The organism is Novosphingobium sp. 11B (genome assembly GCF_054589055.1).
Window position 1 is genome coordinate 28,348 of the sequence record NZ_BAAILP010000299.1, and the last position, 25,974, is coordinate 54,321.

A 25,974-nucleotide genomic window follows, 5' to 3' on the forward strand; every position below is an offset into this window, starting at 1 on the left:
TTCCTCGCGGATCGCCTTGAACTCGGCGATGCACTCCTTCATCGCTTCGATGATGTCGTACTGCGCGCGCGAGATACGCTCGGCGAAACCGCCGACACCGATCGCCAGCGGAATGCCGTGGATTTTCTCGCCCAGCGTCATCGAGATCGAGGAGACTTCCTGCGTCGGCTTGTTGGCGAGATAGGCATAGCCCGTATGCCTGGTCCAGCGGATCTCGCGCATCAGGTCGGCAAGATCGAAGCGCTGGCGCTCGGCCAACTGGTAGTAGTTGGTGTAGCGGCAGATCTTGTCGATCTCGCGGTCCTTCATCTCGCTCATCAGCGCGAGGCCGCCGGCGGAATCGACCAGCAGGCGCATCGTGCCGACCGGCGGCGGCAGCTTGAACTCGTGGTCCGGGGCCTTGAGGATGATGTACTGCACGAACAGGTCGTTCTGGGTGCTGAGGCCCACCGTCTCGTTGGTGCGGCGCTGCAGTTCCTCCACCAGCCAGCGGTAGCTCTCGTCCGAATAGACGTAGCCCGGCAGCCAGTTGCCCAGCGCGCCGACGCGCATCGTCGGCAGGTAGGTGCGGGTCATGCGGTTGTAGTTGAGGTAGCCCATCACCACCATGCTCTTGAGCAGGTTGGTGGCGCTCGACTGGGGGTAGCCGAGCGTGGTGTAGACCTCGTGCAGCCGCATGGGCCTGCGCTCTTCCGCAAACAGTTCCAGCACCTCTAGCGTGCGCGATGCGGACTTGACCGTTCGCCGGATCATCAGCCTCTCCATGTCGTGACCGCATTGGCGCGGCTTGGTTGTGACGAGTGTTAGACCGATCCCGGGGCGGAACGGAATATCGCCATTGTGATATCACATATGTGATTGTCGGCCATCCGCCCTTTTGCGGCCGTTTCCAGCGTCTCTGCGGGGCCCTTGCCCCGGCCCATATTCCCTGCGTGATATTCGCGGCCTTGCCCGTCGCTGCGGTTACAGGTCCGCGCGTACCCTCTAACCCTGCCCTGACGAAGCCCGGTGCCATGCGGCGCCTTGGAAGCACATGTCGGGAAAGGAATGACAGCGCGATGATGGGCCTGATGCAATGCCTGCCGCTGACGATCGGCAGCGTGATCGACCATGTCGAGCGAAACCACGGCGCCACCGAAGTGGTTTCGCGCCGCGTCGACGGCAGCCTCGAACGCAGCACATGGGCGCAAGTGGCGCAGCGCGCACGGCAACTGGCCACGGCGCTGGATGCGCTGGGCACGAAGCCCGGCGACCGGATCGCCAGCCTGGCGTGGAATCGCATCCCGCATCTCGAACTCTATTACGGCGTCCCCGCCAGCGGCCGGGTGCTGCACACGTTGAACCCGCGGATGTTCGAAGAGCAGATCCGCTACGTCCTCGCCGACGGCGGCGCGCAGGTGCTGTTCGTGGACCCGGACCTGCTGGCGCTGGCCGAGGGCGTGCTGGCGATCCATGACGCGCCGGTCACCGTCGTCGTGCTCTGCGCGCGAGAGGACATGCCCGCCTCCACGCGCGGCGATCTCATCGCCTACGAAGACCTGATCGCCGCCGCCGAACCGCTCGCCGCCTGGCCCGACCTCGACGAGCGGACCGCCTCCAGCCTGTGCTACACCTCCGGCACCACCGGCGCGCCCAAGGGCGTGCTCTATAGCCACCGCTCGACGGTGCTGCATGCGATGTCGCTGATGACGGCGGACTCGATGGCGCTTTCGGCGCGCGACAATGCGCTGCTGCTGCCGCCGATGTTCCACGTCAATTCGTGGGGCGTGCCTTATGGCTCGGCGATGTGCGGGGCCAAGCTGGTGCTGCCAGGCGCGCAGCTCGACGGCGCCTCGCTCCACGCGCTGCTGCGGGACGAGGCGATCACCTTCTCGCTCGGCGTGCCGACCGTGTGGTTCTCCATCCTCGACCAGATCGAGCGCACCGCCACGGCAGAGGAACGCTGCCAGTTGCGCCTCGAACGCGTGTTCATGGGCGGCGCGGCGACCCCGCGCGCGCTGGTGCAGCGCTTCCGCGACCTGCTCGGTGTCGAGACGATGCAGGCCTGGGGCATGACCGAGACCAGCCCGGTCGTCGCCGTCACCCGTCCGATGGGCCGCCACCACGGCCAGCCATGGGAGGAGGAACTGGACCTGCGCGCCAAGGCCGGGCGCTGCCTGTTCGGCTGCGAGGTCGGGGTGGCGGATGCGGACGGCAACGTCACCGGCCCCGGCGCCGACGCGGTGGGCGCGCTGGTGGTGCGCGGGCATTGGGTGACGAACGGCTACTTCGGCAAGGAACCCGGCTCCGCGCTCGATGCGCAGGGCTGGTTCGACAGCGGCGATATCGCCCGCATCGATGCCGACGGCTTCGTCCAAATCTCCGACCGCTCGAAGGACGTCATCAAGTCGGGCGGCGAGTGGATTTCCTCGATCAACCTCGAAAACGCCGCCGTCGCGCACCCGGCCGTCAAGGAAGCCGCCGTGATCGGCGTGCCCCATCCGCGCTGGCAGGAGCGGCCGCTGCTGCTGCTCGTGCTCCAGCCGGGCGAGACGGTGAGCCGGGAGGCGATGCTCGCCCACCTCACCGGGCACGTCGCGCGCTGGTGGCTCCCCGACGACATCGTGACGGTGGACGACTTGCCGCACACCGGTTCAGGCAAGGTCATCAAGTCCGAACTGCGCGACCAGTACCGCCACCACCTCGACCCCGCGCACTGACAGGATACCCCGTGACCACCATCTACGCCGTCGCCGCCGCCCGCACCGCCATCGGATCGTTCGGCGGTTCGCTCAAGGACCAGACGCCGGGAGACCTCGGCGCTCACGCCGCCCGCGCCGCGCTTGCCCGTTCCGGCGTGGCGGCCGAGGCGGTCGGCCATGTCGTGTTCGGCCATGTCATCACAACCCACCCGCGCGACCACTTCGTCGCCCGCATCGCCGCGCTCGGCGCCGGGCTGCCGGTCGAGACGCCCGCGCTGACCGTCAACCGGCTGTGCGGATCGGGGCTGCAGGCAATCATCTCGGCCGCGCAGGCGATCATGCTGGGCGACTGCACCGTAGCGATCGCAGGCGGCACCGAGGTCATGAGCCGCGCGCCATTCTACCTCCCCGACATGCGCTGGGGCCGCAAGATGGGCGACGGCGCGGCGATCGACGGGTTGAACGGCGCGCTCACCGATCCCTTCCACGAGATCCTGATGGGCGTGACGGTGGAGAACGTCGCCACGCGCCACGGCATCACCCGCGAACAGCAGGACGCCCTCGCCCTCACCAGCCAGACCCGCGCCGCGCGCGCGATCGCGGAAGGGCGCTTCCGCGAGCAGATCGCCCCGTTCGAACTTAAGACGCGCGCGGGCACCCGCCTGTTCGAAGAGGACGAATACGTCCGCCGCGATGCGACCCTCGCCGACTTCGAGACGCTGCGCCCGGTGTTCCGCAAGACCGAGGGCACCGTCACCGCCGGCAATGCCTCGGGCATCAACGACGGCGCGGCGGCGGTCGTGCTCGCCAGCGAGCAGGCGGTCCGCGACCATGGCCTGACGCCGCTGGCCCGGCTCGTCTCCTACGGGCACGCGGGGGTAGAGCCCGAATACATGGGCATCGGCCCGGTCCCTGCGACCCGCGCGGCGCTGGCACGGGCGGGGCTTGTCGTCGCCGACCTCGACGTGATTGAGGCGAACGAGGCCTTCGCCGCGCAGGCCTGCGCGGTGGCGCAGGAACTCGGGCTCGATCCGGACAAGGTCAACCCCAACGGCAGCGGCATCGCGCTCGGCCATCCGGTCGGCGCGACGGGGGCGATCATCGCCACCAAGCTGTTCCATGAACTGCACCGGACCGGCGGGCGCTACGGGCTGACCACGATGTGCATAGGTGGTGGACAAGGTATCGCAGCTATCTGGGAAGGTATGACCTGACCCCCTGAAACTGGATGGCCTTGGATTATAATTGTTCGCCGTCATCTCCCGTGTCAGGGCGGATAGAGTGATGGACGATAAAGGCATCGATACTTCAAATGCCTAAAGGTTGATCCTTCTTTGGCAGGGCGCAAGTAGCATTACCGCAGCCGGCAAGGTCGTGTCTCGCGGGGTTCTCTAATCGCATTCGTCAAGCTGTTGTGATGGGATATCGGCGACCAGGCTCATGGTTCTCTTCGAGGTCGGCGGTTTGTTGCCGCCTCAGTGATCGGCTCCTTGCGGTACAGGAGCTCAAGAGACGTGCCTCCGGCTCCGGGGCGGTCGCTCTGCGGAGGAAGGGGATCGTCGGCCAAGATCGGCGCTCTGGCGTATCGCCCTAGCGCGATGCGCACGATCGTCGTCCGCATTGCCCGATAGATCTGGAGAATTGCATCTGCCGGTGCTCCTCGCTCGATCGAGGCTCACCGGCGAAAGCCGGGTGTTGAGAACATGCAAAGGAACACGCGCCGCCGTCTTTAGCCGCAAATGCAGCCTGGACATGCACGACGGCCACCCGGCTTCGTGAAACAAGGTCGATTACTTCCCAAGCGAGGTTCTCACGCCTCGGCACTGCGTGCGCGCAGTGCAGCATAAGGTTATGCTGCGATGGCATTGGAGCGCAAGAACAAATTCCTCCGGACCGTGACGGCGCCCGCCGGTCCGGATACCGCAGCAAGGATAGCCGCGATGCTCGATGACGTTCCAAGGACCCGCACCACAATACGAGAGATGCGCTTCAGCAAGGAGCTCTCAAACCGCAGGATCGCAGCCTGTTCTCGACATGGTGGACAAGAACGACAAAGAAGACGGAAAATCGATCCTCCCTGTCCTGGATCACGGCGTACGGTCGCACGCACATTTCGCCTGCGTGCCCGGATGGCAAGAGCGATCTGGATGCCGCACACTCCCCGTTGCCGCTGATCGGCGGAGAGGAAGATCAGATCATTCCGGCCCATCTCACCGAAAAGAACCGGAAGGACTACACCGATACCGGGAGCGTGACCGAGTTCCTGCCTTTCCTCGGCCGCAGCCACTATATCTGCAACGAACCGGGTTGGGAGGAGGTCGCCGAAGCGGCGCGCCGTTTCATCGAGCGCAATGGCGCCTTTGCGCCGGCGACGCAGTCGAATTTCGTCTGATCCAAGGCAAGCCCGGCTCACGTCGGGCTTGCACTACCCCTCCCTGCAATCTGCGCGAGAGCATGGCTTCAAGATCAAAGTCACCGGCTTGCGGTCAAGCGCCCCTTCAGTCGCTGAGTGCATTCGAGATCGAGTGGAACGAGGCTGGACCCAACGAGAGACGGTTCATCAGCACTGACAGGGCATGACCAGCGTGAACACCGTTTCGCTCTCGTCGGAAGTGACGTCGAGCCGGCCATCGTGCGCTTTGGCGATCTCGGCCGCGATGAACAGCCCTAGCCCAAGACCTTCCTTCGTTCCGGGGCCCGATGTCGCAACGAACGGGCGGAACAGGTCCGGCAACAGTTCCGGTGCGATCGCGGTGCCCTTGTTGGCGACGCGCAGCATGAACTGACCGTCATTGCTGTGAGCCGCTATTCTTACTGGTTCGTTTCGCGCGCCGTGCTTCAAGGCGTTGCCCGCGAGGTTGGAAAGCAGCTGCGTGATACGCTCCACGTCACAGGTCACCGGCTCCTCCAGACGGATATCCAGCTCCACCGGATGTTCCGGATGGACGATCTGCAGCTCCGCGACCACCTGCCGCAGCGGCACGTCAAGCGCGGCACTGGGCCGCATATTCAGGGCCAGTCCGCTTCCCATACGGCCGCGGGCGAAGTCCAGCACGTCATCGACAAGGAGACGCGCGCGCCTCACACTCTGCATCATCTGCTCGATGATGAAGGGCCCCCTAGCGGGGAGCGCCATCTTCCCAAGCAGCTGGGTCCCGGCTTCAATTGCTGCGATGGGATTGCGCAGGTCGTGTCCAAGAATAGCAATGAACCGCTCGCGAATCTCCGCAGCGGAATCGGCATCGGCGAGCTGCGTCTCCTTCCTCCCAAGTTCCTGTTGCAGGTCGAGCTGGAGAGCGATGAGCTGCGCAAAGTTCTCGAAGGTCGCGACGATACCCGGCTCCGACAGCTTCGCCGGCAGCGGGTCGAGCGCGCACAGTGTCCCGAAGAATGTCCCGTCGCGCCTGACGATCGGGATCGAGATATAGCTCTCGAAACCGTATTGGCGCGGGGTGTGGTGGTCCCGGAAAACGGCATCCTGAGAAACTTCGTCGATGATGACGCCCATGCGGCTTTCGCGAATCTCGTTACAGATAGTACTCTCAAGTTCGAGTGTCCCGCCGGGTAGAAGACCGAATGCTATCTCGTCGCGAACAGCGCATGCGGTCCACGTCGTTTCCGTAACCCGGGCGACAGCTGCAAAACGCAGCCCCGTAATGCGGCAGGCTATTTCCAGTATTGAAGGAACAGCATCGATCCGGGCTACGGCATCGATATCCTGCGCAATCGACTCCATTTTCCCTCCTGACAGATTGCGAGCGGGGATCGTCGGCTCATGGGTGGCTCCTTCCATGCGGAACTGCAAGCGGGACATGTGCTGCGGCCTATCCGCGCTCGGGTTGGGGTCGATCCTCGATCAGTGTCCGGATGCGGGTCGCCAATGCCTCCATCGCAAACGGCTTGGTCATGACATGCATTCCGGTATCCAGATCCTCTCCTCCCACCGCTGCGTTCTGGGCATAACCGGTAATGAACAACACCTTCAGGTCTGGCCGACCCACGCGGGCGGCATCCGCCATCTGACGGCCGTTCATGCCCCCTGGCAAACCCACATCGGACACCAGCAGGTCGATCCGCGCGTCCGACTGTAAGATCTGGAGGCCCGAGGCGCCATCAGCCGCCTCGATCGCTCTATAGCCCAATTCCTCAAGCACGTCGGTGACCAGCATCCGGATCGAAGGCTCGTCGTCGACGACAAGAACGGTCTCACCGATTTCGGCACGCGGGGCAGCGTTAAGTTGTGCCTCTTCGTTTTCAGCCTCCGCAGCGCCGCGATGGCGGGGGAGGAAGATACACACCCGTGTCCCTTCACGCTCCTTCGACTGAATGTGAACCGCACCTCCCGATTGCCGGGCGAACCCGTAGATCATGGATAGGCCCAGGCCTGTGCCTACACCCAGCGGTTTGGTGGTGAAGAACGGATCGAACGCTTTCGAAACCACGTCCGCCGGCATTCCCGTGCCTGTGTCGGACACACATATTGAAAGATAGGAGCCAGCGTCCAGTTCGTATCGCCGGGCCAGTCTTGCGTCCAGTGTCGCATTGCTGGCTTCGATGACGAGTGTGCCGCCTTCCGGCATTGCGTCACGCGCATTGATGCTGAGGTTGAGCAGGGCATTCTCAAGCTGGTTGGGATCGACGAGTGTCGTCCAGAGGTCAGCCTCGCTGACGAACCTGGTTTCAACCGCTGGTCCCGCCGTCCGGCGGATCAAATCCAACATGCCTTCGACAAGCGCGCTGGGTGACGTTGGCTTGGGATCGAGGGTCTGGCGGCGCGAAAACGCCAGAAGGCGATGGGTCAGCGCTGCCGCGCGTTTTGCTGCGCCCTGGGCTGCCGCACTGTACTTTTCAACGTCGCCCATGCGGCCCTGCTTGAGGCGCATCGCGATCATCTCGAGGCTTCCCGTGATGCCGGTGAGAAGGTTGTTGAAGTCGTGCGCCAGGCCGCCGGTAAGCTGCCCGACGGCTTCCATCTTCTGGCTTTGACGAAGCTGTTCTTCGGCTGCGGCCAAAGCCTCGGCCTTTTCTTTTTCCGATGTCGTATCGCGGCCGACAGCCACGATGAGGCCGTCGGCTGGGCCGGCAGTCCAGCTGATATGCCGATAGTCTCCGCTACTGGTGCGATATCGATTCTCGAAGCGGGTCAGGCTTCGTCCGGCACCAATGTCGGCCGCGCCTTCGATTGTATGGGTCAGGTCATCGGGATGGATAAGGTCGAACAGGCTCGTACCGACCAGCGCATCGTCGCTCCATCCCAGCACGCGCTCCCAGGCGGGATTCACAGCGTTGATCGTGCCCTCGAACGTTGCGATCAGCATGAGATCGGCTGACATAGCCCAGAGCCTGTTGCGGTCGGCCGTGCGCGCCTCGACCTCGGATTCCAGACGCGCGTTCAGTGCACGCAGCTCGATTTCCGCGCGGCGCCGCTCGCTGGCCTGGCGCAAGCGGTCGGCGGCTTCACGCACGAAAGCGACTTCGTCACCCCGCCATTCTCGCGGCTCCCGGTCATTGACGTAGAGGATAGCGGCGATCTGCCCGTGTTCCATCACGGGATGGTTGACGAGCGAGCCGACCGAGACCGCGGCCAGCGGGTCTGGATTACCGGAAGTGCGGAGATCCTTGCGGATGTCATCAATGACCACGGTGGAGCCCGCCCGCAAGTCATGGGCATAGAGACCGTAATCGTCGATCGAGTACGTGCCTGCCAAAGTGGGGCATTCCGGAGCGGTCCAATCCCCCGTGACCGTGAAGGTTTCCCTATCTTCGGCGACGGCTCCGAAGCCGACCCGGTCGGCGTCGAGCGCCTCGCCGATCCTCGCGCATACCGAAACCTGCATCACGATCAGGTCGTCCACCTCGCGCAGGTGATCGCCGATATCGGCAAGTGCATAGCGGAAGCGGTCGGCCCGCTGCCGCTCGCGCTGATCGCGCGCCACCGCGCCGTAGCTGGTGATCGCCCCGCCCGCGTCGCGCAGAGGGAAAATATTGGCGAAAATGGGAATGGCTTCGCCGGTCTGGAAATGGCGAAAAGCGAGGTCTCCCTCCCAGCTGCCCGCACTCCGAATCGCGGGCACCGCGACGGACTCGAATGCCTTGCGTGCTGCCGGCGTGAAGTACTCCGCAATCCTCGTTGCTTTGACCGCAGCCGGGTCGAATAGACCGACCATGGCCATTCCGGCGGGATTGATCTGTGAGACTGATCCGTCAAGAGCCGCCTCTCCGATGAAATCTGCCGACTGTTCGACCAGAGTGACAAGGCGCCTTGCCGCAGCATCGATCTGCTCGGTTTCGGTGACATCGCGCGAGACCGAGAGAATTCGTGCGGTCGTCCCGTCTTTCCCCAAAATTGGCGTGACCTGCACGTCCCACGACTTGGGCGTGCCTTTCATGGTCGCGGCCTGGCCGCGAAAACGCGCCGGCTTTCCAGCGCGTGCGCTTTCAAGCGCTGCTACCGCATGAATGTTGCCTTCGCGCTCCCAGAACTGCGGCCAGGGACATCCTCTGATTGCATTGAAATCGCTAACCTCCATCACCTTCAGGCCGCCCTCGTTCATGAAGGCGAGGTTACCGTCGAGGTCGAGAACCTTGATGCAGTCCGCCGAGGACGCCAGGACACTGCGCAGGAATTCCGCGTCAGCAAGGTGAGCTGCCGCTGCGTCTTGCTGCTCCGTGCGATCGCGCAGGATCTTTATGAAACCCAGGTGCGCGCCGTCATCGTCAGTCAATGGCATCATCTCGCCGCTGGCCCAGAAGCGGCTGCCGTCCTTGCGCATGTGCCAGCGTTCGTCAGCGGCCCGACCGTCAGCCAGCGCAAGCTTCATCTCGATCGCGGGGCGATCCGCTGCTCGATCTTCCGGTGTGAAAAACCGGTCCAGCGTCTGCCCGCAGATATCGTGCGCCGACCACCCCAGCACTTTCTCGGCGCCCGTGTTCCAATCGGTGATCACGCCATCGGTGTCGGTCGCGATGATCGCGAAGTCGACGGCGCTTTCAATTATGTCACGGTAGCGTCGTTCGCGATTTCTGTCGGACACGGATTTTCCTCATGCCCGCCGAGACTTCGGGCCTGCATGCTGTCATCGATCGGCTAATACGCCGGACGCCTCGGTTCCCAGAACGCATCAAACCAACCTTGGTTCGTGAGAGCGAGCAAGGCACCGAGGATCGGTGATTTTTTTATTCCACCGCTCAAAACGGTACCTTGATACGGGGTCGCGGGCGCGCAAAGACCTCGCATATTGCGCAGAGAGAGAGAGAGAGAGAGAGAGAGAGAGATCAGGGATTCTTCGTCATGCCATGCCGCCCTGCCGAGCATCGCGCAGGATGCGTGAGAGCTCGTCGACCGAATAGGGCTTGTGCAGCAGCGCGAAACCATGCCGGGTGTCGCCGGCCAGAACGTGGCTGTAGCCGCTTGTCAGGACGACCTTCAGGCCGGGCCAGCGGGAGCGGATCTGCCTGCCGAGTTCGACCCCGTCCATTCCCGGCATGACAACGTCGGAAAAGACGATGTCGATTTCGCCATGGTCGCGCTCGAGTATCGCGATCGCGTCACGGGCATTGGCAGCGCGGCGCGTGCTGAAGCCAAGATCGCTCAGGAGCTGGACCGCGAATTCTCCGACCTGGTCGTTATCCTCCACGACGAGGATACCGGCTTCGCTCGCCGCAACTTCGTCGGGTGCCGAAACGGCTATAGCCGCATTCGGCGCCGTGGCGCGCGGCAGGTAGAGGCTGAACGTCGTACCTTCACCGAGGCGGCTGTCCACATCGATCTCGCCGCCGGACTGCTTGGTGAAACCATAGACCTGGCTGAGACCAAGCCCGGTGCCCTTGCCGACTTCCTTCGTTGTGAAGAACGGCTCGAAGATATGATCGAGTTGCTCTGGCGGCATACCGGTGCCGCTGTCCGCAACCGATACCTTCACGAAATCGCCCTTGGCAGCGGCATGCCCGCGCCGTGCGGGCACCGAACCCGCCGCCTCGATGGCTATGGTGATGCACCCTTCGCCGTTCATGGCATCGCGGGCATTCACCGCCATGTTGACGAGCGCGGTTTCGAACTGGCTGGCATCGACTTCCACGAAACAGGAACCGCAGATCGGATCGACGACGAGGTCCACCCGCGATCCCACCACGGTGCGCAGCATGTCCGCAACACTGCCGACTTTCGCGGCCGCGTTGAAGACTTCGGGCTTCAGCGCCTGCCGCCGGGCAAAGGCCAGAAGCTGGCTGGTGAGCTTCGCGGCGCGATCCGCCGTTTCCGCTATCGCGTCGATATACTTCTTCTGCTTGTCGCGAGGCAGTTCGCGGCGGGCGAGAAGTTCGGCGGAGGAGCGGATGATGGTGAGCAGGTTATTGAAGTCGTGCGCCACGCCGCCGGTCAGTTGCCCGATGGCCTCCATCTTCTGCAACTGGCGGACCTGATCTTCCGAGGCCATCAGTTCGCGGGAGCGTTCCTCCACCCGCATTTCCAGCGTCTCGTTAAGATGGCGCAGCGCCTCCTCGGCAATAGTGCGCTCGAGAATGTCGGCAGCCTGGCGGGCTACGATGTCGAGCATGCGCAGGTCCCGCTCCGAAGGCTCGTGCGGCTTGCTCCAGTGGGTGGAGATCATTCCCAGCAGCTTGCCGCTGCGCGACAGCAGAGGGGTGGTCTGTGCCGACCGGATGCCGGCATCGCGGAATGCCTGGAGATCGGGCGTCCCGCTGATGTCGTCCCACTCCTCGAAGTCGGGCACGATCGCGCGCTGGCCGAATTTCAGCGCCAGGGTGCAGCTGCTGTAGGCGGCGGGGTTCACCCACTGCCAGAAACCGACGGCCTCGGGCGGGAGGCCGCGCTGCGCCAGAAGCTGCAGTTCCCCGCCATGGCCCGAAGCGTCATCGCTCGGGCACAGCAATTGCATCGTTCCGAACTGCGACCCCGTGATGGTAACGGCGGCATCGACGATCTTGCCATAGAGCTCGAAGCGATCCTGTTCGTTGATGAGCGCGACGCTGATCTGGTGCAGCAGGTCTATGTCAGAGAGCCCATCAGGCGCGTCCTGAATGAACGGTCCGATCGGCGACACGAGCGGGCCGTGATGCGCGTTGCTCATTAGTCTGGTCCCCCGCGTGCGCGAAACCAATGGACGCATCGCAGCCGGGTAACTGCCGATCAGCGGAAAAGTTCCGGCATGCCGGTGCACGGCAGGGCGATGCTGCGTGGATCGGAAGATCGGTGGAACATCGCCGCGACACGGCGCGTTGGAAAAGGCCGATCAGCTGAGCAGACAACTGCCGACGCAAGTTCCTCCCGAGCCCGGAGCACAAGCAAGACATGTCCATCCCTTCGGTTCCTGACCGCTCCGCGCATACCGTGAACACCATCGTCGATCTGGAGCAAGGCGCCGCCGCAGGCGCTGTCGCAGGCTTTGCGGCAGCAGCGGTGATGAACGGATTCCAGTCGCTGGTCACCCCGCTGTTCCGCCCGCAAAGCGGAGACGGTCCGCCTGCCACCGAGCAGGCCGCCGATCATGTCGCCCTGGTCATGACCGGCCGGGGACTGGCAGAGGACGACAGGCGCACGGCAGGCACGGCAGTGCATTACCTGGTGGGCACGGCGACCGGCGCACTGTACGGCGCCTGGGCAGAAAGGCGCCCCGGCGTGACGCGCTGGCAAGGGCTGGGTTTCGGGCTCGTCTGCGCAACCCTGATAGACCAGATCGCGGTACCCCTCGCCGGGCTCGCCAGGCCGCCCTGGCGCTACACGCTGCGCACGCACCTTTATGGCTACGCGTCGCATCTGGTCTTCGGGCTGGTCACAGAACAGGTGCGCAAGCTGCTGCGCGACCGGATCGCCAGCCGTCGTCCTGCCGCCACCGCCGGGCAGACCATCGGCCGGCAGACGTCGGACGACCAGGCCATGGCCATCGACGATGTCTGCGTGCCGCTGCTGCTGGGACTAGCCGGCGGCCAGCGGACTTTCACGCCGCCCGCCGCGATCACCATCGCCGCCGCCAGCAGCGGTCTTGGGCTTGAGGGCACGCCGCTGGCACTGCTCAACTCGCGGTGGACCGGCCTCCTGTTCGGCGCCGCCGCGGCCGGCGAATACGTCATGGACAAGCAGCCGGGCATTCCCGCCCGGATCGCCCCTGCCGGACTTGCGGGCCGGGCTGTCGGAGGCGCGCTGTCCGGTGCCGCCGCCGCGCGGCCGGGCAAGGCCTGGCTGGCCGCAGGCGTGGGTGCGGCGGGTGCGATCGCCGGTGCCTACGTCAGTTACCGCGTGCGCATGACGCTTGCCCGCGCGCTTGGCCGCGACCGCCCGGTGGCCTTCGCCGAAGACGCGCTGGCGATGGTCGGCACCGCGCTGGTGGCCACATATGCCTCGGCCCGGCAGAAGCAGCGGGAGCAGGCGGATACGCTCGTGCGGCACGGCGGAACGGCGGCGGCATGAGGGGCAGACGCCGCATCGGCGAGCGATCCGAAGGCCAACTTGCCCTTGAAGACTACGGCGCCATCGGCGAAGGCCGATCGATTGCGCTGTCCGGCGCCGACGGGTCGATCGACTGGTGGTGCGCACCCAACATGGACTCGCCGCCGCTGTTCGACCGCCTGCTCGATCCGGTGAATGGCGGATGCTTCGCGATCACGCCCGACGCGCCATTCACCGTAGAGCGCTGCTACCGCAGCGACAGCAACGTGCTGGAGACCACGTTCACCACCGAGACCGGCCGCGCCCGTCTGGTGGAATCGATGAACAGCGGCAGCGCGGGCCGCCTGCCCTGGGCCGAGATGGCCCGCCGGCTCGAAGGGCTCGAAGGGCGGATGCGTTTTTGCGTGACCATGCGACCGGGGCGTCGCGGTGACACCGTGAACCCTTATCACTCGACCATCGGCGATCACACGGTGTTTCATGTCGAACGGGTGCTGGGACTGTTCCTGCACAGCGGCGGCGTGGAGTGCCACTGGGCCGACGAGGGCGTCACCGGCGCGGTCGAAGTGAAGGCGGGCGGGCGCGAGGTACTGGCGCTCATCGCCGGGCAGGACGAGCCGCTGGTGGTCCCCTCGATCGCAGAGATCGACGCGCGTATCGAGACCTCGGATCAGGAGTGGCGGACCTGGGCAAGGACTATCACGTGTCAGGGCGAACCGCGCGCGGCGTTCGTGCGCTCGGCGCTGGCGCTCAAGCTCCTTCTCTATTCGCCCTCAGGCGCCATCGCCGCCGCGCCGACGACCTCCTTGCCGGAACGGATCGGCGGCTCCAAGAACTACGACTATCGTTATGCCTGGGTGCGTGATGCCGGCTACACGATCAAGGCCTTCCTGGCCGCCGGGGCACAGGCGGAGGCCAAGGCGGCCTTCTCCTGGCTGCTAGACCGCCTTGCCAAAGTCGGCTTCAGGGTCTGTTACACGCTGGGCGGCGATCCGGTGCCTCCGGTCCGGGAATGGGCGATGCCGGGCTATCGCGGCTCGCACCCGGTCGTAACCGGCAACCAGGCGAACGACCAGTCCCAGCACGGCGTCTACGGCGACATCTTCGAGACGGCGTCCTGCTTCGTGGGCAGCGGCAACATCCTCGACAGCGCGAGCGCCGAACTGCTGTCCCATCTTGCCGACGAATGCGCCGACCGCTGGCGCATGCCCGATGCCGGGATATGGGAACTGCCCGTGCACGAGCACTACACGATGTCCAAGATCAGCTGCTGGCAGGCGCTGGCCCGCGCGGTGGAGCTTGCCGATGGGGGGCAATTGCCCACCACCTGCCGTGAACGCTGGTGCCGCGAACGCGACCGTGTCGCCGGCTGGATCGAGGAGAATTGCTGGTCGCAAGACAAGCAGGCGTTCGTGATGCATCCCGGCACCGATCGGCTGGATGCCTCGATCGCCCTTGCGGTGCGGTTCGGTTTCGACGGCCGCGAACGCCTTGCGGCCACGCTGGATGCGATCGACCGCGAACTTGGCGCCGGGCCGTTCCATTACCGCTACAGCGGCATGGATCAGGAGGAAGGTTGCTTCCTGGCCTGCTCGTTCTGGATGGCGGAGGCGCGGGCGTCGCTGGGCGACTGGGCAGGTGCCCGCGCCCGGCTGACCGCGCTTGTCGACGCGCTGGACCGGGGGGTGGGCATCTACCCCGAAATGGTCGACCCGAAGACCGAAGAATTCCTCGGCAACCTGCCGCAGGGCCTTACCCATCTGGCCCATATCATGGCGCAATCGGTGCTGGCGGAGGAACCACGGCCGGACTGAGACGCTGCTTTTCCTGAACCCCATCAGGAGCATCTCATGACCGATCGCCTGTCGATGCAGGACCCCCGCGAGCAGTATCCCAAGCCGCCCTTCCCGTCCCAGCCCCAGCCCGTCCCCGGCCTTGCCCGCAGGATGGAGCCGGTCCCCGATCACGGGGAGACCAGCTACAAGGGCTCTGGCAAGCTGGCCGGCCGCAAGGCGCTCATCACCGGCGCCGATAGCGGCATCGGCCGTGCCGCCGCGATCGCTTATGCGCGCGAAGGCGCCGACGTCGCGATTTCCTATCTGCCGAGCGAGGCAGCGGATGCGGCGGAAGTCGTCAAGCTGATCGAAGCCGAAGGGCGCACCGCCGTCGATCTGCCCGGGGACGTCACCGACGAAGCATGGTGCCGCACGCTGGTCGATCAGGCGATAGCCGGGCTTGGCGGCCTCGACATTCTGGTGATCAACGCCGGCCACCAGCAGAGCCGCGAGGACATTTCGAAGGTCACGTCGAAAGACTTCGACGAGACCATGAAAACCAATCTCTACGCCCTTCACTGGATTGCCCAGGCGGCAGTCCCGCACCTGAGCGCGGGCGCCTCGGTCATCACCACGGCATCGGTACAGGCTTACGAGCCGTCGGCCATCCTGCTCGATTATGCGACGACCAAGGCCGGCATCGTCGCCTATACCAAAGCCTTGGCGAAACAGCTGATCGAAAAGGGCATCCGTGCGAACGTCGTTGCGCCGGGGCCGTTCTGGACGGCGCTGCAATCCTCGGGCGGACAGCCTGACGAGGCGGTGCAGAAGTTCGGAACCCAGAGCGCATTCGGGCGCCCGGGACAGCCGGTCGAGATCGCGCCGGTCTACGTGCTGCTCGCCGGCCAGGAAGGCAGCTACATTTCAGGCGAAGTCTACGGCGTGACCGGAGGTGCAGGCATCGCCTGATCGCCCCGGTGCGCAGTAACGAAAAAGGCCCCTGCGAACACCGCAGGGGCCTTTTTCTTGTTTTGAAGGTTCGCCTCAGCTGAAGGCGGGTTTCGCGGCCTTCACCGGCTCCGGAATATCGACCAGTTTCAGGCGCTGTTCCTGCTCATCGGGATCAATGCGGCGCTGGCGCTCCAGCGGCTCGATCTTGACCGCCCCGCCAAGCTTCAGGGCAGCGGCGATCGCCTCGATCACCAGCAGGTCGGCAAGCCCCTCCTCGCCATCGGGCTCTACGCTGCGGCCCTTCAGGATGCAGTCGGAAAAGTACTTCAGTTCGCCGCCGAACTGATCGGTCGCCTTGTAGACCTCGTGTTCGCGGCTGCCGGAATTCTTGCGGAACTGCTCGAGACCCTCCCCGTAGCCGAAAGCCGAATCCATGTGGATCGAGCCCTTGGTCCCGGAGATGGTCAGATTGTCGATCTGGTCGGTGAAGTAGCTGACGGTGAACTGCGCCAGTCGGTTGCCGGGCATCCTGAGGGTAACCGCGATCGTGTCGTCAAGTTCGCCAAGTCCCGCTTCCTCGTGGCGCACCGCGATCGCCGAGACGACTTCCAATGGCTCGGCGCCGAACAGGAAGCGGATCGCGTTGATCGGATAGGGCGCCATGTCGAAGAGCGGCCCTGCCTCGATACCGGAACGGCTGCGGTGGTTGGCGGGATCGACCATCTGCCCGAAGCACGACGTGAACGCGACAAGTTCGTCCAGTTCACCCGCCCTAATCCGGCGGACCGCATCGAGATTGGCGGGCTCGAAATGTAGCCGGTAGGCGGTCATCAGCAGGGCATTGCCGCGCTCGGCCGCCGCGATCATCGCGCGGCATTTGTCGGCGCTGATTTCCAGCGGCTTCTCGCTCAGGACATGGATGCCCGCTTCGAGCGCAGGGATAGCGAACTCGGCATGGCGCCAGTTGGGCGTGCCGAGATAGACGGCGTCTATCTCGCCGGATGCCAGAAGCTGCGGAAATTCCTCGTATGAGTGGCGATGCTGCACGCCGTAACGTTCGCCCAGCGCGCCCAGCTTCTCGCGGTCCGAGGAGACGAGCGCGGTGATCTCGGAATTGCCGGTGTGCTTGACGCCCGGCATCAGCGCTTCCTGCGAGATGTCGCCAAGGCCGACGATGGCGTAGCGGATTTTCCTGCCGCCAAATCCGAGTGCGGATGCAATGCTCATGGTGTCCTCCCCTCCTCCTCAGATGGTCATGACCGAGCCGGAATCGACCCGCATGTTGCTGCCGTTGACGAAGCTGGCGCGCTCGGAGCACAAAAAGACGATCATGTCGGCGACCTCTTCGGGCTTGCCGCGCCGCTTGAGCACCATTCCGGGGCGCTCTTCGTCGAGGAAGCTGCGGATCGCCTCGTCGACGTCGACACCCTTTTCCTTTGCCCGCTTTTCCATCATCTTGTCGGTCATCGGCGTTTCGATGAATGCGGGCGAAACGGTGTTCACCAGAACGTTGTCGCAGCCGTAGGCCTTGGACAGGCCCTTCGCGAGATTGATGATACCGGCCTTTGACGCGCAATAGGCCAGCTCGTCGACATAAGGCTGCACGCCGTCTTCCGAGCCAATCAGCACCACCCGCCCCCACTTTGCCGCGCGCATCGCCGGAATGGCCTCCCGCGCCATGCGTACTGCGCCCATGAGATTGATGTTGAGCGTTTCGAGCCAGCCGTCGTCATCGACATCGATGAAATCGCCAGTCGCACCGGTCACACCGGCGGCATTGACGAGGATATCGGGATCACCGAGCGCGGTGCGCACCTTCGCGTAGAGTTCGGTAACGCTGTTCCGATCGGTGACATCCGCCTCCACGGCGATCACCTCGCCCAGCGGTTCGAGTTCGGCGAGCGTCTCGTGCAGGTTGCCGCCGGGCTGGTCGCTGATCGCAACTCGAACGCCTTCACTTAGCAGGCGCCGCGCCGTTTCTTTGCCGATGCCGCTGTCCGCGCCGGTGACCAGCGCAATGCGCCCTTCGATATCGAGCTTCATCGTATCGATCTTCCTCTTTGTCGGATGTCTGAGATGTTTCTGACTAAAGGGCTGTCGGCACGGCGAAGTTCCCTGGAACCGCATCGTCTGCCCACGACTTGCCTCACCATTCACCGCAAGCAAGGATGCAGGATGGACGCCGAAGCCCGTGACGTGCTGGACTATCTCGCGCGGCTCGCGCCTGCGGCCGAAGGGACGCCGGACGATGCACGCTGGCTGGAGAATTTCCGCTACCAGACGCGGCTCCTCGCGGGCCTCGACGCTCCGCCGATGGAACTTCATTCGGTATCGCATGTCGTCGTGCCCCGGACGTCAACGCCTGCGCTTGCGATCCGGCTGTATCGTCCGCACCCTGGCCGCTTGCCGCTGCTGCTGCACATGCACGGGGGCGGCGCCATCGCCGGGTCCGTCGATGGCCACGACGCCGCCTTGCGGATGCTGGCCAGCCGCACCGGCTGGCTGGTCGCCGCGCCGCTCTACCGGCGAGCGCCCGAGCACAGGTTCCCGGCGCAGCTCGAGGACGGCTGGCGCGCGCTCGGCCATTTGCGCGATCAGGCGGACACCTTGAACATCGATGCGTCCACCATCGTCATCTCGGGTGACAGCATCGGCGGGACGCTCGCGAACGCCCTGGCGATGCGCGGCCCCGATGCCGTCCGGGAGACCGGGAGCCCCGCCATCGCGGGGCAGATCCTGCTCTATCCCAATACCGATCTGAGGCGCGATGCCGACTATCCCTCACGCACGCGCGAGAACGGCCACATCATCGCGCTCGAGGATCTCGAACGGCAGATCGACCTGTACCTGTCACGCGAAAGCGATCGTCACGATCCGATTGTCTCGCCGGTCCTTGCCGATCCGGCGGGTCTGCCTTCAACTCTGCTGGTGACATGCGGGGCGGATCCCCTTTGCGACGAGGGCGACGCTTATGGCCACCTGCTGGCCAGCGCCGGGGTCCCGGTACGCCATGATCACTTCGCCGGCATGATCCACGCATTCATGCAAACGGGCGGCCACACACGTGCGACCGCCCGGCTCTTCGATTGCATTGCAAATTGGCTGCAGCGCTTCGCGCCTTCACCCTAAGTCTTCAGGCGGATGCCGGCATGTCCCATCTGGCTTCCACCTCCAGAGCTTCGACATCGCACTGACAGGTAAGCAGTGCCTGCTCCTTGCCGTCCTCCCGGAAGAAGACAGCGAACGCGCCTTCATCGACATCGCCCTCGATCCGGCGATCCTTCGCCGAAGCGGCATGGCCGACATAGCGAAGGCTGGTATCGTAATGCCCGGACCAGAAGAACGGGGTGTCTCCGAACCCTTCCTCGACCTTGCCCAGCAGCCGCCGCGCAAGGTACTGGCCCTGCCTCTGCGCATGGACCCAATGCTCGACTCGGATCGGGTGGCCCAGTCGCGGATCGGGATAGGAGGCAATGTCCCCGATCGCGAAGACGCCGTCAGCGGAAGTCGCAAGCGTGGCATCGACCCTGATCCCACCACCTTCCTCGTTGGTGGCGAGCGCGATCCCGGCAGCTTCGGCAAGTTCGACGCGCGGCTTCACGCCGGCACCGATGACCAGGAGGTCGGCATCGACCGTCGATCCATCGTCAAGGGTTAAGGCCTTGCCATCATAGCTTTCGATCGTTCTCCCAAGTCGGAACGCAACGCCCTTGTCTTCATGCAGGCCCCGAACGAAGCGCCCGACCTCCTCGCCGAGCACTCCGGCAAGCGGAACATCGTCCTTCGCAATGACGGTCACGGGAAGCTTGCGCTGGCGCAGCGACGCGGCGACTTCAAGGCCGATGAAACTGGCCCCCATGACCGCCACGCTCTTCGCCTTCTCCGCAGCCTCGATGAGAGCGTCGGCATCGGCAAGCGTACGAAGAACATGGACGGTGTCGCGATCGAAGCCGTCGATGGCAGGGACGATCGGCTCAGCGCCTGTCGCGAGGATGAGCGTCTCGTAGGGCACGCTCTGCCCATCGGCTGTGGACAGGGTCCTCGCCCGGGTGTCGATGGCCGTCACCTCAGTTCCGGTACGCACCTCCACCAAGGCAGCCCCCTGCCCGGCACCGGAAGGGAGCATGCATTCGTCACGCTCCTTCTTTCCGGCAAGATACTGCTTGGAGCAGAACGTGCGATCGTACGGGACGTCGGCATCGGCACTGAGGATCAGCACGCGGTCCCCCTGCCCGGCCCGCTCGAGAACGTCGGCGCAGGCGTGACCTGCCGCGCCGCCGCCCACGATGATGATGCGGCGCTGATCCGGCATAGCTTTCAGGCTCGCCTGCGTATTCGCATCGGCCCTGCCGGTGACGCGGATCACTCCGCCCTCTTCGGTCACCGCAAAACACGAAAGCGGCTCGATCGCAGGCGCGCCCACCGCCTCGCCGGTTTCCACCGAGAAGCGCGCGTGGTGCCATGGGCACCGAAGCTCTCCTGCCGCAATGATGCCCTGTTCCAGCCCGGCTCCCAGATGCGTGCATTCGCCCGAGAGCGCGCGCACCCTGTCGCCTTGCCGGACGAGGACGACGGGCTTGCCGTCGAACTCGCCCGCAAGGATCGTGTCCGGCTTCAGGTCGCTGCTCGCAATGCCTGCGGCAAAATCCGGCTTCTTTTCCGCCATGATGCTCAAGCCTTCAGGAAAGGGCGACCTTCATGGGCCACGAGCAGGTCGTGCATGTCGGCCGCATGCTCTTCCTCGTCCGCGAGAATGTGCTCGAGCATGATGCGCGTCGTCGGGTCGTTGTCGCCGAAGTAGCGGATCAGTTCCTGATAGTGCTCGATGACGAGGCGCTCGGCGATCAGGTCCTGCTTGATCATCTCGATCAGATTTCCCGGCTCGCCGTATTCGGTGGCCGAACGGGTGGCGAGGTCCTTGGGATCGAAGTCGGGAACGCCGCCCAGCTGGTCGATGCGGTTGGCCGCCATCAGCGCGTGACCATGTTCGCTCTTGGCATGCTCCTCGAATTCCGCAGCGACGCTCTTGGACGTGATGCCGTCCGCGGCGATCGCGTGCATCTGGTAGCGCAGCGTGCAGACGATCTCGGTCGCGACCACTGTCTGCAGAAGTTCGATCGTCTTGTCGACGTCGCCCTGATAGCTGGGCATGACCGCGCCGTCCCCGAGCGACTTGCGCGCGCGTTCACGAAGGGTCTGGACGTCAGTGAGAAAGGCGCTTCGGTCCTGGGTCTGGGTCGCCATGGTGATCTCCTGTGATGGGGGGTTTCACCCTTAAGGCTGTCGGCGGTCCATGGGTTCCGCGCGAACGACTCGCAGAAACGGAAGGCGCCTGTTCGCCGACAGCAACAGACGCGAAACAGTTCCCGGCGTTTGCGCGGCGTTTTCCCGGGATTGCGACAAGCGGCGAACTCTTTGCGAACGCGCGACGTTACATCTCCCGACTGCAGTATGAGGGGCCAATGAACACAGCTGACACATCCATCTCCGACCAGCACGGAGCCGATGCGAAGACGCCGGTGCAGTACGGCGCCGCAGCATGGAAGGATATCGCGGGACGTGTCTGGACAAACAGCGGCCGGCACGATCTCAATCTGCTTTCCGCGGCGGTCGCTTTCTATGCATTCCTGTCATTCGTGCCGCTGCTTGGTGCAGTCGTGATGACCTATGGGCTGATCGCCGATCCGGCCACGGTCGCCAAGCACATGGCGACGATCATCGACCTCGTTCCTGCCGACGCCGCCCACCTCATCTACGACCAGCTCACGAACCTCACCCTGGCGGCGGCCGACAAGAAGGGGCTTGGCCTTGCAGTTGCGCTCCTCATCTCGATCTACGGCGCTTCACGAGCATCGGGCGCCATGATCGGATCGCTGAACATCGTATACGAGCAGCAGGATCACCGCTCGTTCGTGCGCGGCACCATTCTTGCCCTCGCACTTGCCGCATCGGCGGTCGTGGTCGGCATCGTCGGGCTGGTTGCGGCCTCGATGCTCAGCCTCGCGGGCGACCTCATCGCCGATCTCGGCCCGATCGGCGCCCCGCTGATCCAGGCAGCGACCTGGGTCGTCGCCGCGGGCCTGTGCAGCATCGCCATCGGCGGGATGTACCGCTTCGCGCCAGACCGCGCCGATGCGCGCTGGCAATGGCTGACCGCCGGGTCCCTGATGGCGACGGCGCTATGGCTGGTCGCCACCGTCGGCTTTGGTTTCTATGCCTCGTCGCTGGGCAATTACGACACCACTTACGGTTCGCTGGGCGCCGTGGTCGTGCTGCTGATGTGGCTTTATGTCTCGGCCTATGCGGTGCTGCTTGGCGGTTTGGTCAATGCCGAGACGGAACGACAGACCGCCCGAGACACGACCACAGGCCCGGAACTGCCAATCGGCTCACGCGGGGCAACGATGGCGGACACCAGCGCCGCGCTGTCACCGAACGAGAACTGAGAGGGGTTACAGGTCGAAACCGGGGCGCGCTTCACGAAGCCCGCTGCGAGCCTGCGCCGGAACGCTCGGCCCCTCCGCTGGTTGGCTCCTGCATGCCCAGAAAGAATTGCCAGCGTCCCGCCCTGCATTTCACCCGATCGGAACGCGCGTCGTTGCCAGCCTGCCCGGCGTATCGCCAGACTCCCTCATGGCGATAAGGCCGCGCATCGCCGGGCGCGAACATGCCCGCGCGGGCACATCACCGATCTCGCGGGCCTTCTTGAAGAGGGTGGCGCCGCTTTTCGCGGGCAACGAAATTTCCGGTGGGCCGATGCTGCTGGCAACGTTCGTCGCCCTTGTCCTGAGCAGTTCATCTCTCGCGCCGGGCTGGGAGAATTTCTGGGATCTCCCGCTGGAGATCAGTCTGGGCTCGCATTCCCTTTCCCACTCGCTGGCGGAGTGGATCGACCACGCGCTCCTGCCTCTGTTCTTCGTCATCATCGGCACGGACATGAAACGCGAAATCGTCACGGGCGAACTCTCGCGCTGGCGTTCGGCCGCTTTTCCGCTGCTGGGGGCCATCGGAGGAATGATGGTGCCGGTAGGCCTCTTCCTGGCGATTGCTGGCCAGGGTCCGGAAGCGGCAGGATGGGGAACGGTTGTCGTCACCGACACCGCGTTCGGCCTCGCCCTGCTGGCAATCTTCTCCGACCGGTTCCCTACCGGTCTTCGTGCCCTGCTGCTGGCGTTTGCCGCCATTGACGACGTCGGTGGACTGCTGGTCATTGCCGGCGCCTATACCCGGCAAATCGAAGGCATTGGCCTTGTCGTGGCGGCCGCCGCGTTCGGCGTCATGCTGCTGCTGCGCAAGCTGCGCTGGTTCTCCTCTTTTCCCTACGTCTTGCTGTCGATAGCGACCTGGGCCGGGATATTCGCATCCGGCATTCATGCCACGATTGCCGGCGTCGTGATCGGTTTCGTCGCACCGGTCCGTCCAAGGCTCGGCAAGGATGCCTTTTCACGCGGGGTGCAACGCAAGGTCGATGATTTCCAGGATGCCTACCGGCAGCTGCGCCAAGCCGATGGCGATGATGGCACAGACCGCGCTGCCCGTCACGAGGTCGAGGCCCACCTTGGATACCTCGACGAGATGACGGCGGCCACCGAAGTCACTGGCGATCGTCTCGTCGGGCTCCTGACCCCCTGGGTCAGCTATTTCGTCCTGCCGCTCTTCGTACTGAGCAATGTCCATGTCGCGATCACACCTGACGCTCTTGCCGGCGCGGTGGCATCGCCCCTTGCCCCGGCCATCGTCGCCGCCCTGGTTCTTGGCAAACCGATCGGCTTTCTGCTTGCTTCGTGGCTTGGAACCCGGACCGGAATTGCCCGCCTGCCAAGCGGCGTGACATGGCGCATGGTTCTTGCGATGAGCAGCCTCGCCGGTATCGGCTTCACGATATCCCTGTTCATCGCCGACCTTGCGTTCGCGGATGGTGGACTGGTCGAGCAGGCATCGCTCGGGACGTTGGCCGCCTCGGCAGTGGCTGGTCTTGCAGGCTATGTCCTCCTCCGCTTCGCCGGCGAAGGGCCCGAAGGCATGAGCCCTGGGAAAGGGTGCTGAAATCGCAGCTGCCGGCGATTTCCAACCGGCGAACATTGGCCGACCCGCGCACATGCTCGGATGAGAACCGCAGCCAGAGCCCGAGGTCCCGGTCGGGTTCCGACGATGCGAGGAGCCAATGCGACGGATGCCACATTTGGGTCGTCCGGAAGTGGATCGATACCTGCGCCTTCCGGGTTTGGTCTTCATGCAGCGCGAACGCAATCGCGCGCCGGATTGAAGCGAAGGAGAGCATCGATGAACCGCGATAAACGCAATCCCGAAAATCGCCAGGCTGGTGGCTATCGCGATCAGGACAGTTCCTGGGACATGCCGCGCCAGGCCAGTCAGTGGCAGGACGAGGGCAGTCGGCAGGCCGGCGGGATGGACGATACCGCAGAAGCATCCCGAAGCGCCTATGTGCCGCGTCGAGGGGAAGGCCGCGCCCGCAATCTCGATAGTCGCTACGAGGGCGGTCCGGCGAGTTCGTGTTATGAAGATGCTCCGCGCGGCACCTTCGGACACGACCCGCGTCTCGAGGGGCGTTACGGGTATGGCCGGGACGAAAACCTTCGGCGCGCATCCTCGTCGCGCAGAAACGAGTATCCGGTGCATGATTTCGATGCGAGCGGGGGCAACGACTATTCCAGCTTCACCAGCGAGGATTACGGCGGCCGCGATTTCTCGGCAGATCGCGGCGCCTTGAGTGGAGGCGCACATCCCAGCAACAGCTATCGACCGAGTTGGGGACCGGGCAGCTGGTCCAGTCGGAATCATGACGACGACTACGGCGCATGGCGTGAGGAGGGCGAAAAGCGCGGGTTCCTGGCGCGGGCAGGCGACGAGGTCGCCAGTTGGTTCGGCGACAAGGATGCGTCGCGTCGCCGGGACATGGACCACCGGGGCCGCGGCCCATCGGATTATACCCGCTCGGACGAGCGTATTCGCGAGGATGTCAACGATACCCTGACCCAGGACTGGCGGCTCGATGCGAGCCATGTTCGAGTCGTGGTGAAGGAGGCTGAAGTCACGCTCGACGGCACGGTCTTCGCCCGGCAGGACAAGCGCCGCGCCGAAGATCTCGCGGAAAACGTATGGGGCGTCAGTCACGTGCAGAACAATCTTCGCGTGACCGGGTCCACTGCACGGCAGGAGCAGGCGATCGGCGGCGTTTCGACTACACCTTCGTCGGGCACGCGGCCGACCACGACATCCTGACCACAGAAAATTGCCAACGAAGAAAGGGGAGCCTGACGGCTCCCCTTTTTTGTTACGCACACCCCCTCATGCCGGGACACGGCCTGCTATTCCTCCTCCTTATGCTCCTCGTCACGCGGAAGGCCGCTCTGCACGCCGTCGCGGCGATAGGCGGCATCATCCGCCTTGGCCTTCCCGCTGCGGCCGGGGTCCATTCCCGCACCACCGGTCGCTCCTGCGTTCGGACCAGGGTTGAGACGCTCGTCCTCCAGCGAACGCACGCCCTCGGGAACTGCGTCGCCGCGCTTGATGGCGGAACCACTTCTGGACATGTTCAATCTCCTTTGCACCCGGCCTTGAACCGGCGGCAGCCCGCTGGCGTTTCGAGGAATGCGAAGCGGAAGGCCGGGGCGTTTCATGGCTGCGACATAACGGCGACCCAATGCGAAGAGCGACCTTTCAGGCAGGAACAAACGAGAGTGCCCTGGCGTTCGCATCTGCAGATATGGCACTGAACAGAAAGACCACGGCTTTGGCGATTTTTGATGCCGCGAAGTTGGAAAATCGTTTTGCGCCTCACCTTCTTGCGGCGATCAGCACGTGCTGGGACGGGCATCGTGCCCAGATCATTCGCACCTGCACCAAGGAAATGCCGCTGGGTGCCTCGGCCCGGGCCAAGCGCAAATCCCGGTAATCATACCGGCGCCTTCGCCCGGTCTATAGGCGGGATGATCGACAAGCTTCAACCGGATGCCGGATCCGTCGAATACGATCCCCGAATGTCCATTCCCAAAGCTGCCTCAGGGCTTTGAACCCCTCCAGACGCCTCACGCGCGAAAGCCTCCTACCTTAGCCAGACCGGCAAGACCGTCCAGTGAGCCGCCTGCAATGCGGCTCACTGGACGGTGCTTCAATTCGAGGGGTTCGCGTCCCGGATCGA

General features: G+C 64.6%; 20 protein-coding genes. 11 read left to right on the forward strand and 9 right to left on the reverse strand.

The genetic code is table 11. The annotated features are described in order from the left end of the window. On the reverse strand, positions 1–753 hold a 753-nt coding region (locus tag ACYPYD_RS25900), incomplete at its 3' end, for an IclR family transcriptional regulator (protein ID WP_459666455.1). 305 nt (positions 754–1,058) lie between these two features. Here ACYPYD_RS25900 and ACYPYD_RS25905 point away from each other — a divergent pair. The 3 genes from ACYPYD_RS25905 (at position 1,059) to ACYPYD_RS25915 (ending at position 5,073) form a co-directional block, all read left to right on the forward strand. Further along, positions 1,059–2,699 carry a long-chain fatty acid--CoA ligase gene (locus ACYPYD_RS25905; protein WP_459666458.1) on the forward strand — a complete coding sequence of 547 codons (1,641 nt, stop codon included), beginning with the start codon at positions 1,059–1,061 and terminating at the stop codon, positions 2,697–2,699. An 11-nt stretch (positions 2,700–2,710) separates the two neighbouring features. Continuing rightward, complete coding sequence (gene bktB, locus ACYPYD_RS25910; RefSeq protein ID WP_459666461.1) at positions 2,711–3,895, forward strand: beta-ketothiolase BktB; 1,185 nt, start codon at positions 2,711–2,713, stop codon at positions 3,893–3,895. Positions 3,896–4,845: 950 nt separating this feature from the next. Further along, on the forward strand, positions 4,846–5,073 hold the full coding sequence (locus ACYPYD_RS25915; RefSeq protein ID WP_459666464.1) for a hypothetical protein: 228 nt from the start codon (positions 4,846–4,848) through the stop codon (positions 5,071–5,073). A gap of 168 nt (positions 5,074–5,241) precedes the next feature. On the opposite strand, the gene ACYPYD_RS25920 is transcribed toward ACYPYD_RS25915, so the two are convergent. The 3 genes from ACYPYD_RS25920 to ACYPYD_RS25930 form a co-directional block, all read right to left on the reverse strand. Beyond that, on the reverse strand, positions 5,242–6,417 hold the full coding sequence (locus tag ACYPYD_RS25920) for a GAF domain-containing sensor histidine kinase (protein WP_459666467.1): 1,176 nt from the start codon (positions 6,415–6,417) through the stop codon (positions 5,242–5,244). Positions 6,418–6,505: 88 nt separating this feature from the next. Further along, a complete protein-coding gene (locus ACYPYD_RS25925) occupies positions 6,506–9,715 on the reverse strand; it encodes a PAS domain S-box protein (protein ID WP_459666469.1) in 3,210 nt (1,069 codons plus the stop codon). A gap of 255 nt (positions 9,716–9,970) precedes the next feature. Next, positions 9,971–11,770 carry an ATP-binding protein gene (locus tag ACYPYD_RS25930; protein WP_459666471.1) on the reverse strand — a complete coding sequence of 600 codons (1,800 nt, stop codon included), beginning with the start codon at positions 11,768–11,770 and terminating at the stop codon, positions 9,971–9,973. Between the two features lie 221 nt (positions 11,771–11,991). Here ACYPYD_RS25930 and ACYPYD_RS25935 point away from each other — a divergent pair, with 221 nt between their 5' ends. The 3 genes from ACYPYD_RS25935 to ACYPYD_RS25945 are packed head-to-tail and all read left to right on the forward strand — an operon-like array spanning position 11,992 to position 15,830. Continuing rightward, the gene (locus ACYPYD_RS25935) at positions 11,992–13,107 is read left to right on the forward strand and encodes a DUF1440 domain-containing protein (protein WP_459666473.1); all 1,116 of its coding nucleotides are present in this window, start codon (positions 11,992–11,994) and stop codon (positions 13,105–13,107) included. After that, positions 13,104–14,900 (forward strand): glycoside hydrolase family 15 protein, encoded by a 1,797-nt coding sequence (locus ACYPYD_RS25940; RefSeq protein WP_459666477.1) that lies wholly within the window; start codon positions 13,104–13,106, stop codon positions 14,898–14,900. Before ACYPYD_RS25935 ends, ACYPYD_RS25940 begins: the two co-directional genes overlap by 4 nt. 36 nt (positions 14,901–14,936) lie before the next feature. Next, positions 14,937–15,830, forward strand: a complete 894-nt coding sequence (locus ACYPYD_RS25945; RefSeq protein ID WP_285018818.1) for an SDR family oxidoreductase — start codon at positions 14,937–14,939, stop codon at positions 15,828–15,830. Between the two features lie 75 nt (positions 15,831–15,905). On the opposite strand, the gene ACYPYD_RS25950 is transcribed toward ACYPYD_RS25945, so the two are convergent. Continuing rightward, positions 15,906–17,039, reverse strand: a complete 1,134-nt coding sequence (locus tag ACYPYD_RS25950; protein WP_459666480.1) for a Gfo/Idh/MocA family protein — start codon at positions 17,037–17,039, stop codon at positions 15,906–15,908. An 18-nt stretch (positions 17,040–17,057) separates the two neighbouring features. After that, positions 17,058–17,855, reverse strand: coding sequence for an SDR family NAD(P)-dependent oxidoreductase (locus ACYPYD_RS25955; RefSeq protein WP_459666526.1), 798 nt, complete (start codon positions 17,853–17,855; stop codon positions 17,058–17,060). Between the two features lie 360 nt (positions 17,856–18,215). Between ACYPYD_RS25955 and ACYPYD_RS25960 the strand changes: the two genes are divergently transcribed. Beyond that, complete coding sequence (locus ACYPYD_RS25960; protein WP_459666483.1) at positions 18,216–18,941, forward strand: alpha/beta hydrolase; 726 nt, start codon at positions 18,216–18,218, stop codon at positions 18,939–18,941. 4 nt (positions 18,942–18,945) lie between these two features. Here the strand turns inward: ACYPYD_RS25960 and ACYPYD_RS25965 are convergent, their stop codons facing one another. Together ACYPYD_RS25965 and ACYPYD_RS25970 are read right to left on the reverse strand one after the other, a co-directional pair. Next, positions 18,946–20,478: an FAD-dependent oxidoreductase gene (locus tag ACYPYD_RS25965; protein ID WP_459666484.1), complete on the reverse strand. Its 1,533-nt coding sequence runs from the start codon at positions 20,476–20,478 to the stop codon at positions 18,946–18,948. A gap of 5 nt (positions 20,479–20,483) precedes the next feature. After that, positions 20,484–21,056: a ferritin-like domain-containing protein gene (locus tag ACYPYD_RS25970; RefSeq protein WP_330704931.1), complete on the reverse strand. Its 573-nt coding sequence runs from the start codon at positions 21,054–21,056 to the stop codon at positions 20,484–20,486. Between the two features lie 218 nt (positions 21,057–21,274). Here ACYPYD_RS25970 and ACYPYD_RS25975 point away from each other — a divergent pair, with 218 nt between their 5' ends. The 3 genes from ACYPYD_RS25975 (at position 21,275) to ACYPYD_RS25985 (ending at position 25,055) form a co-directional block, all read left to right on the forward strand. Further along, complete coding sequence (locus ACYPYD_RS25975; protein ID WP_459666487.1) at positions 21,275–22,258, forward strand: YihY/virulence factor BrkB family protein; 984 nt, start codon at positions 21,275–21,277, stop codon at positions 22,256–22,258. A 187-nt stretch (positions 22,259–22,445) separates the two neighbouring features. Beyond that, positions 22,446–23,858: a Na+/H+ antiporter NhaA gene (gene nhaA, locus ACYPYD_RS25980; protein ID WP_459666490.1), complete on the forward strand. Its 1,413-nt coding sequence runs from the start codon at positions 22,446–22,448 to the stop codon at positions 23,856–23,858. A 237-nt stretch (positions 23,859–24,095) separates the two neighbouring features. Beyond that, entirely contained in the window at positions 24,096–25,055 is a 960-nt protein-coding gene (locus ACYPYD_RS25985; protein ID WP_459666493.1) for a BON domain-containing protein, read from the forward strand. Between the two features lie 86 nt (positions 25,056–25,141). On the opposite strand, the gene ACYPYD_RS25990 is transcribed toward ACYPYD_RS25985, so the two are convergent. Next, on the reverse strand, positions 25,142–25,366 hold the full coding sequence (locus ACYPYD_RS25990) for a hypothetical protein (protein ID WP_459666495.1): 225 nt from the start codon (positions 25,364–25,366) through the stop codon (positions 25,142–25,144). Positions 25,367–25,539: 173 nt separating this feature from the next. On the opposite strand from ACYPYD_RS25990, the gene ACYPYD_RS25995 reads away from it, so the two are divergent. Next, complete coding sequence (locus tag ACYPYD_RS25995) at positions 25,540–25,728, forward strand: hypothetical protein (RefSeq protein ID WP_459666497.1); 189 nt, start codon at positions 25,540–25,542, stop codon at positions 25,726–25,728. Positions 25,729–25,974: the final 246 nt, after the last annotated feature.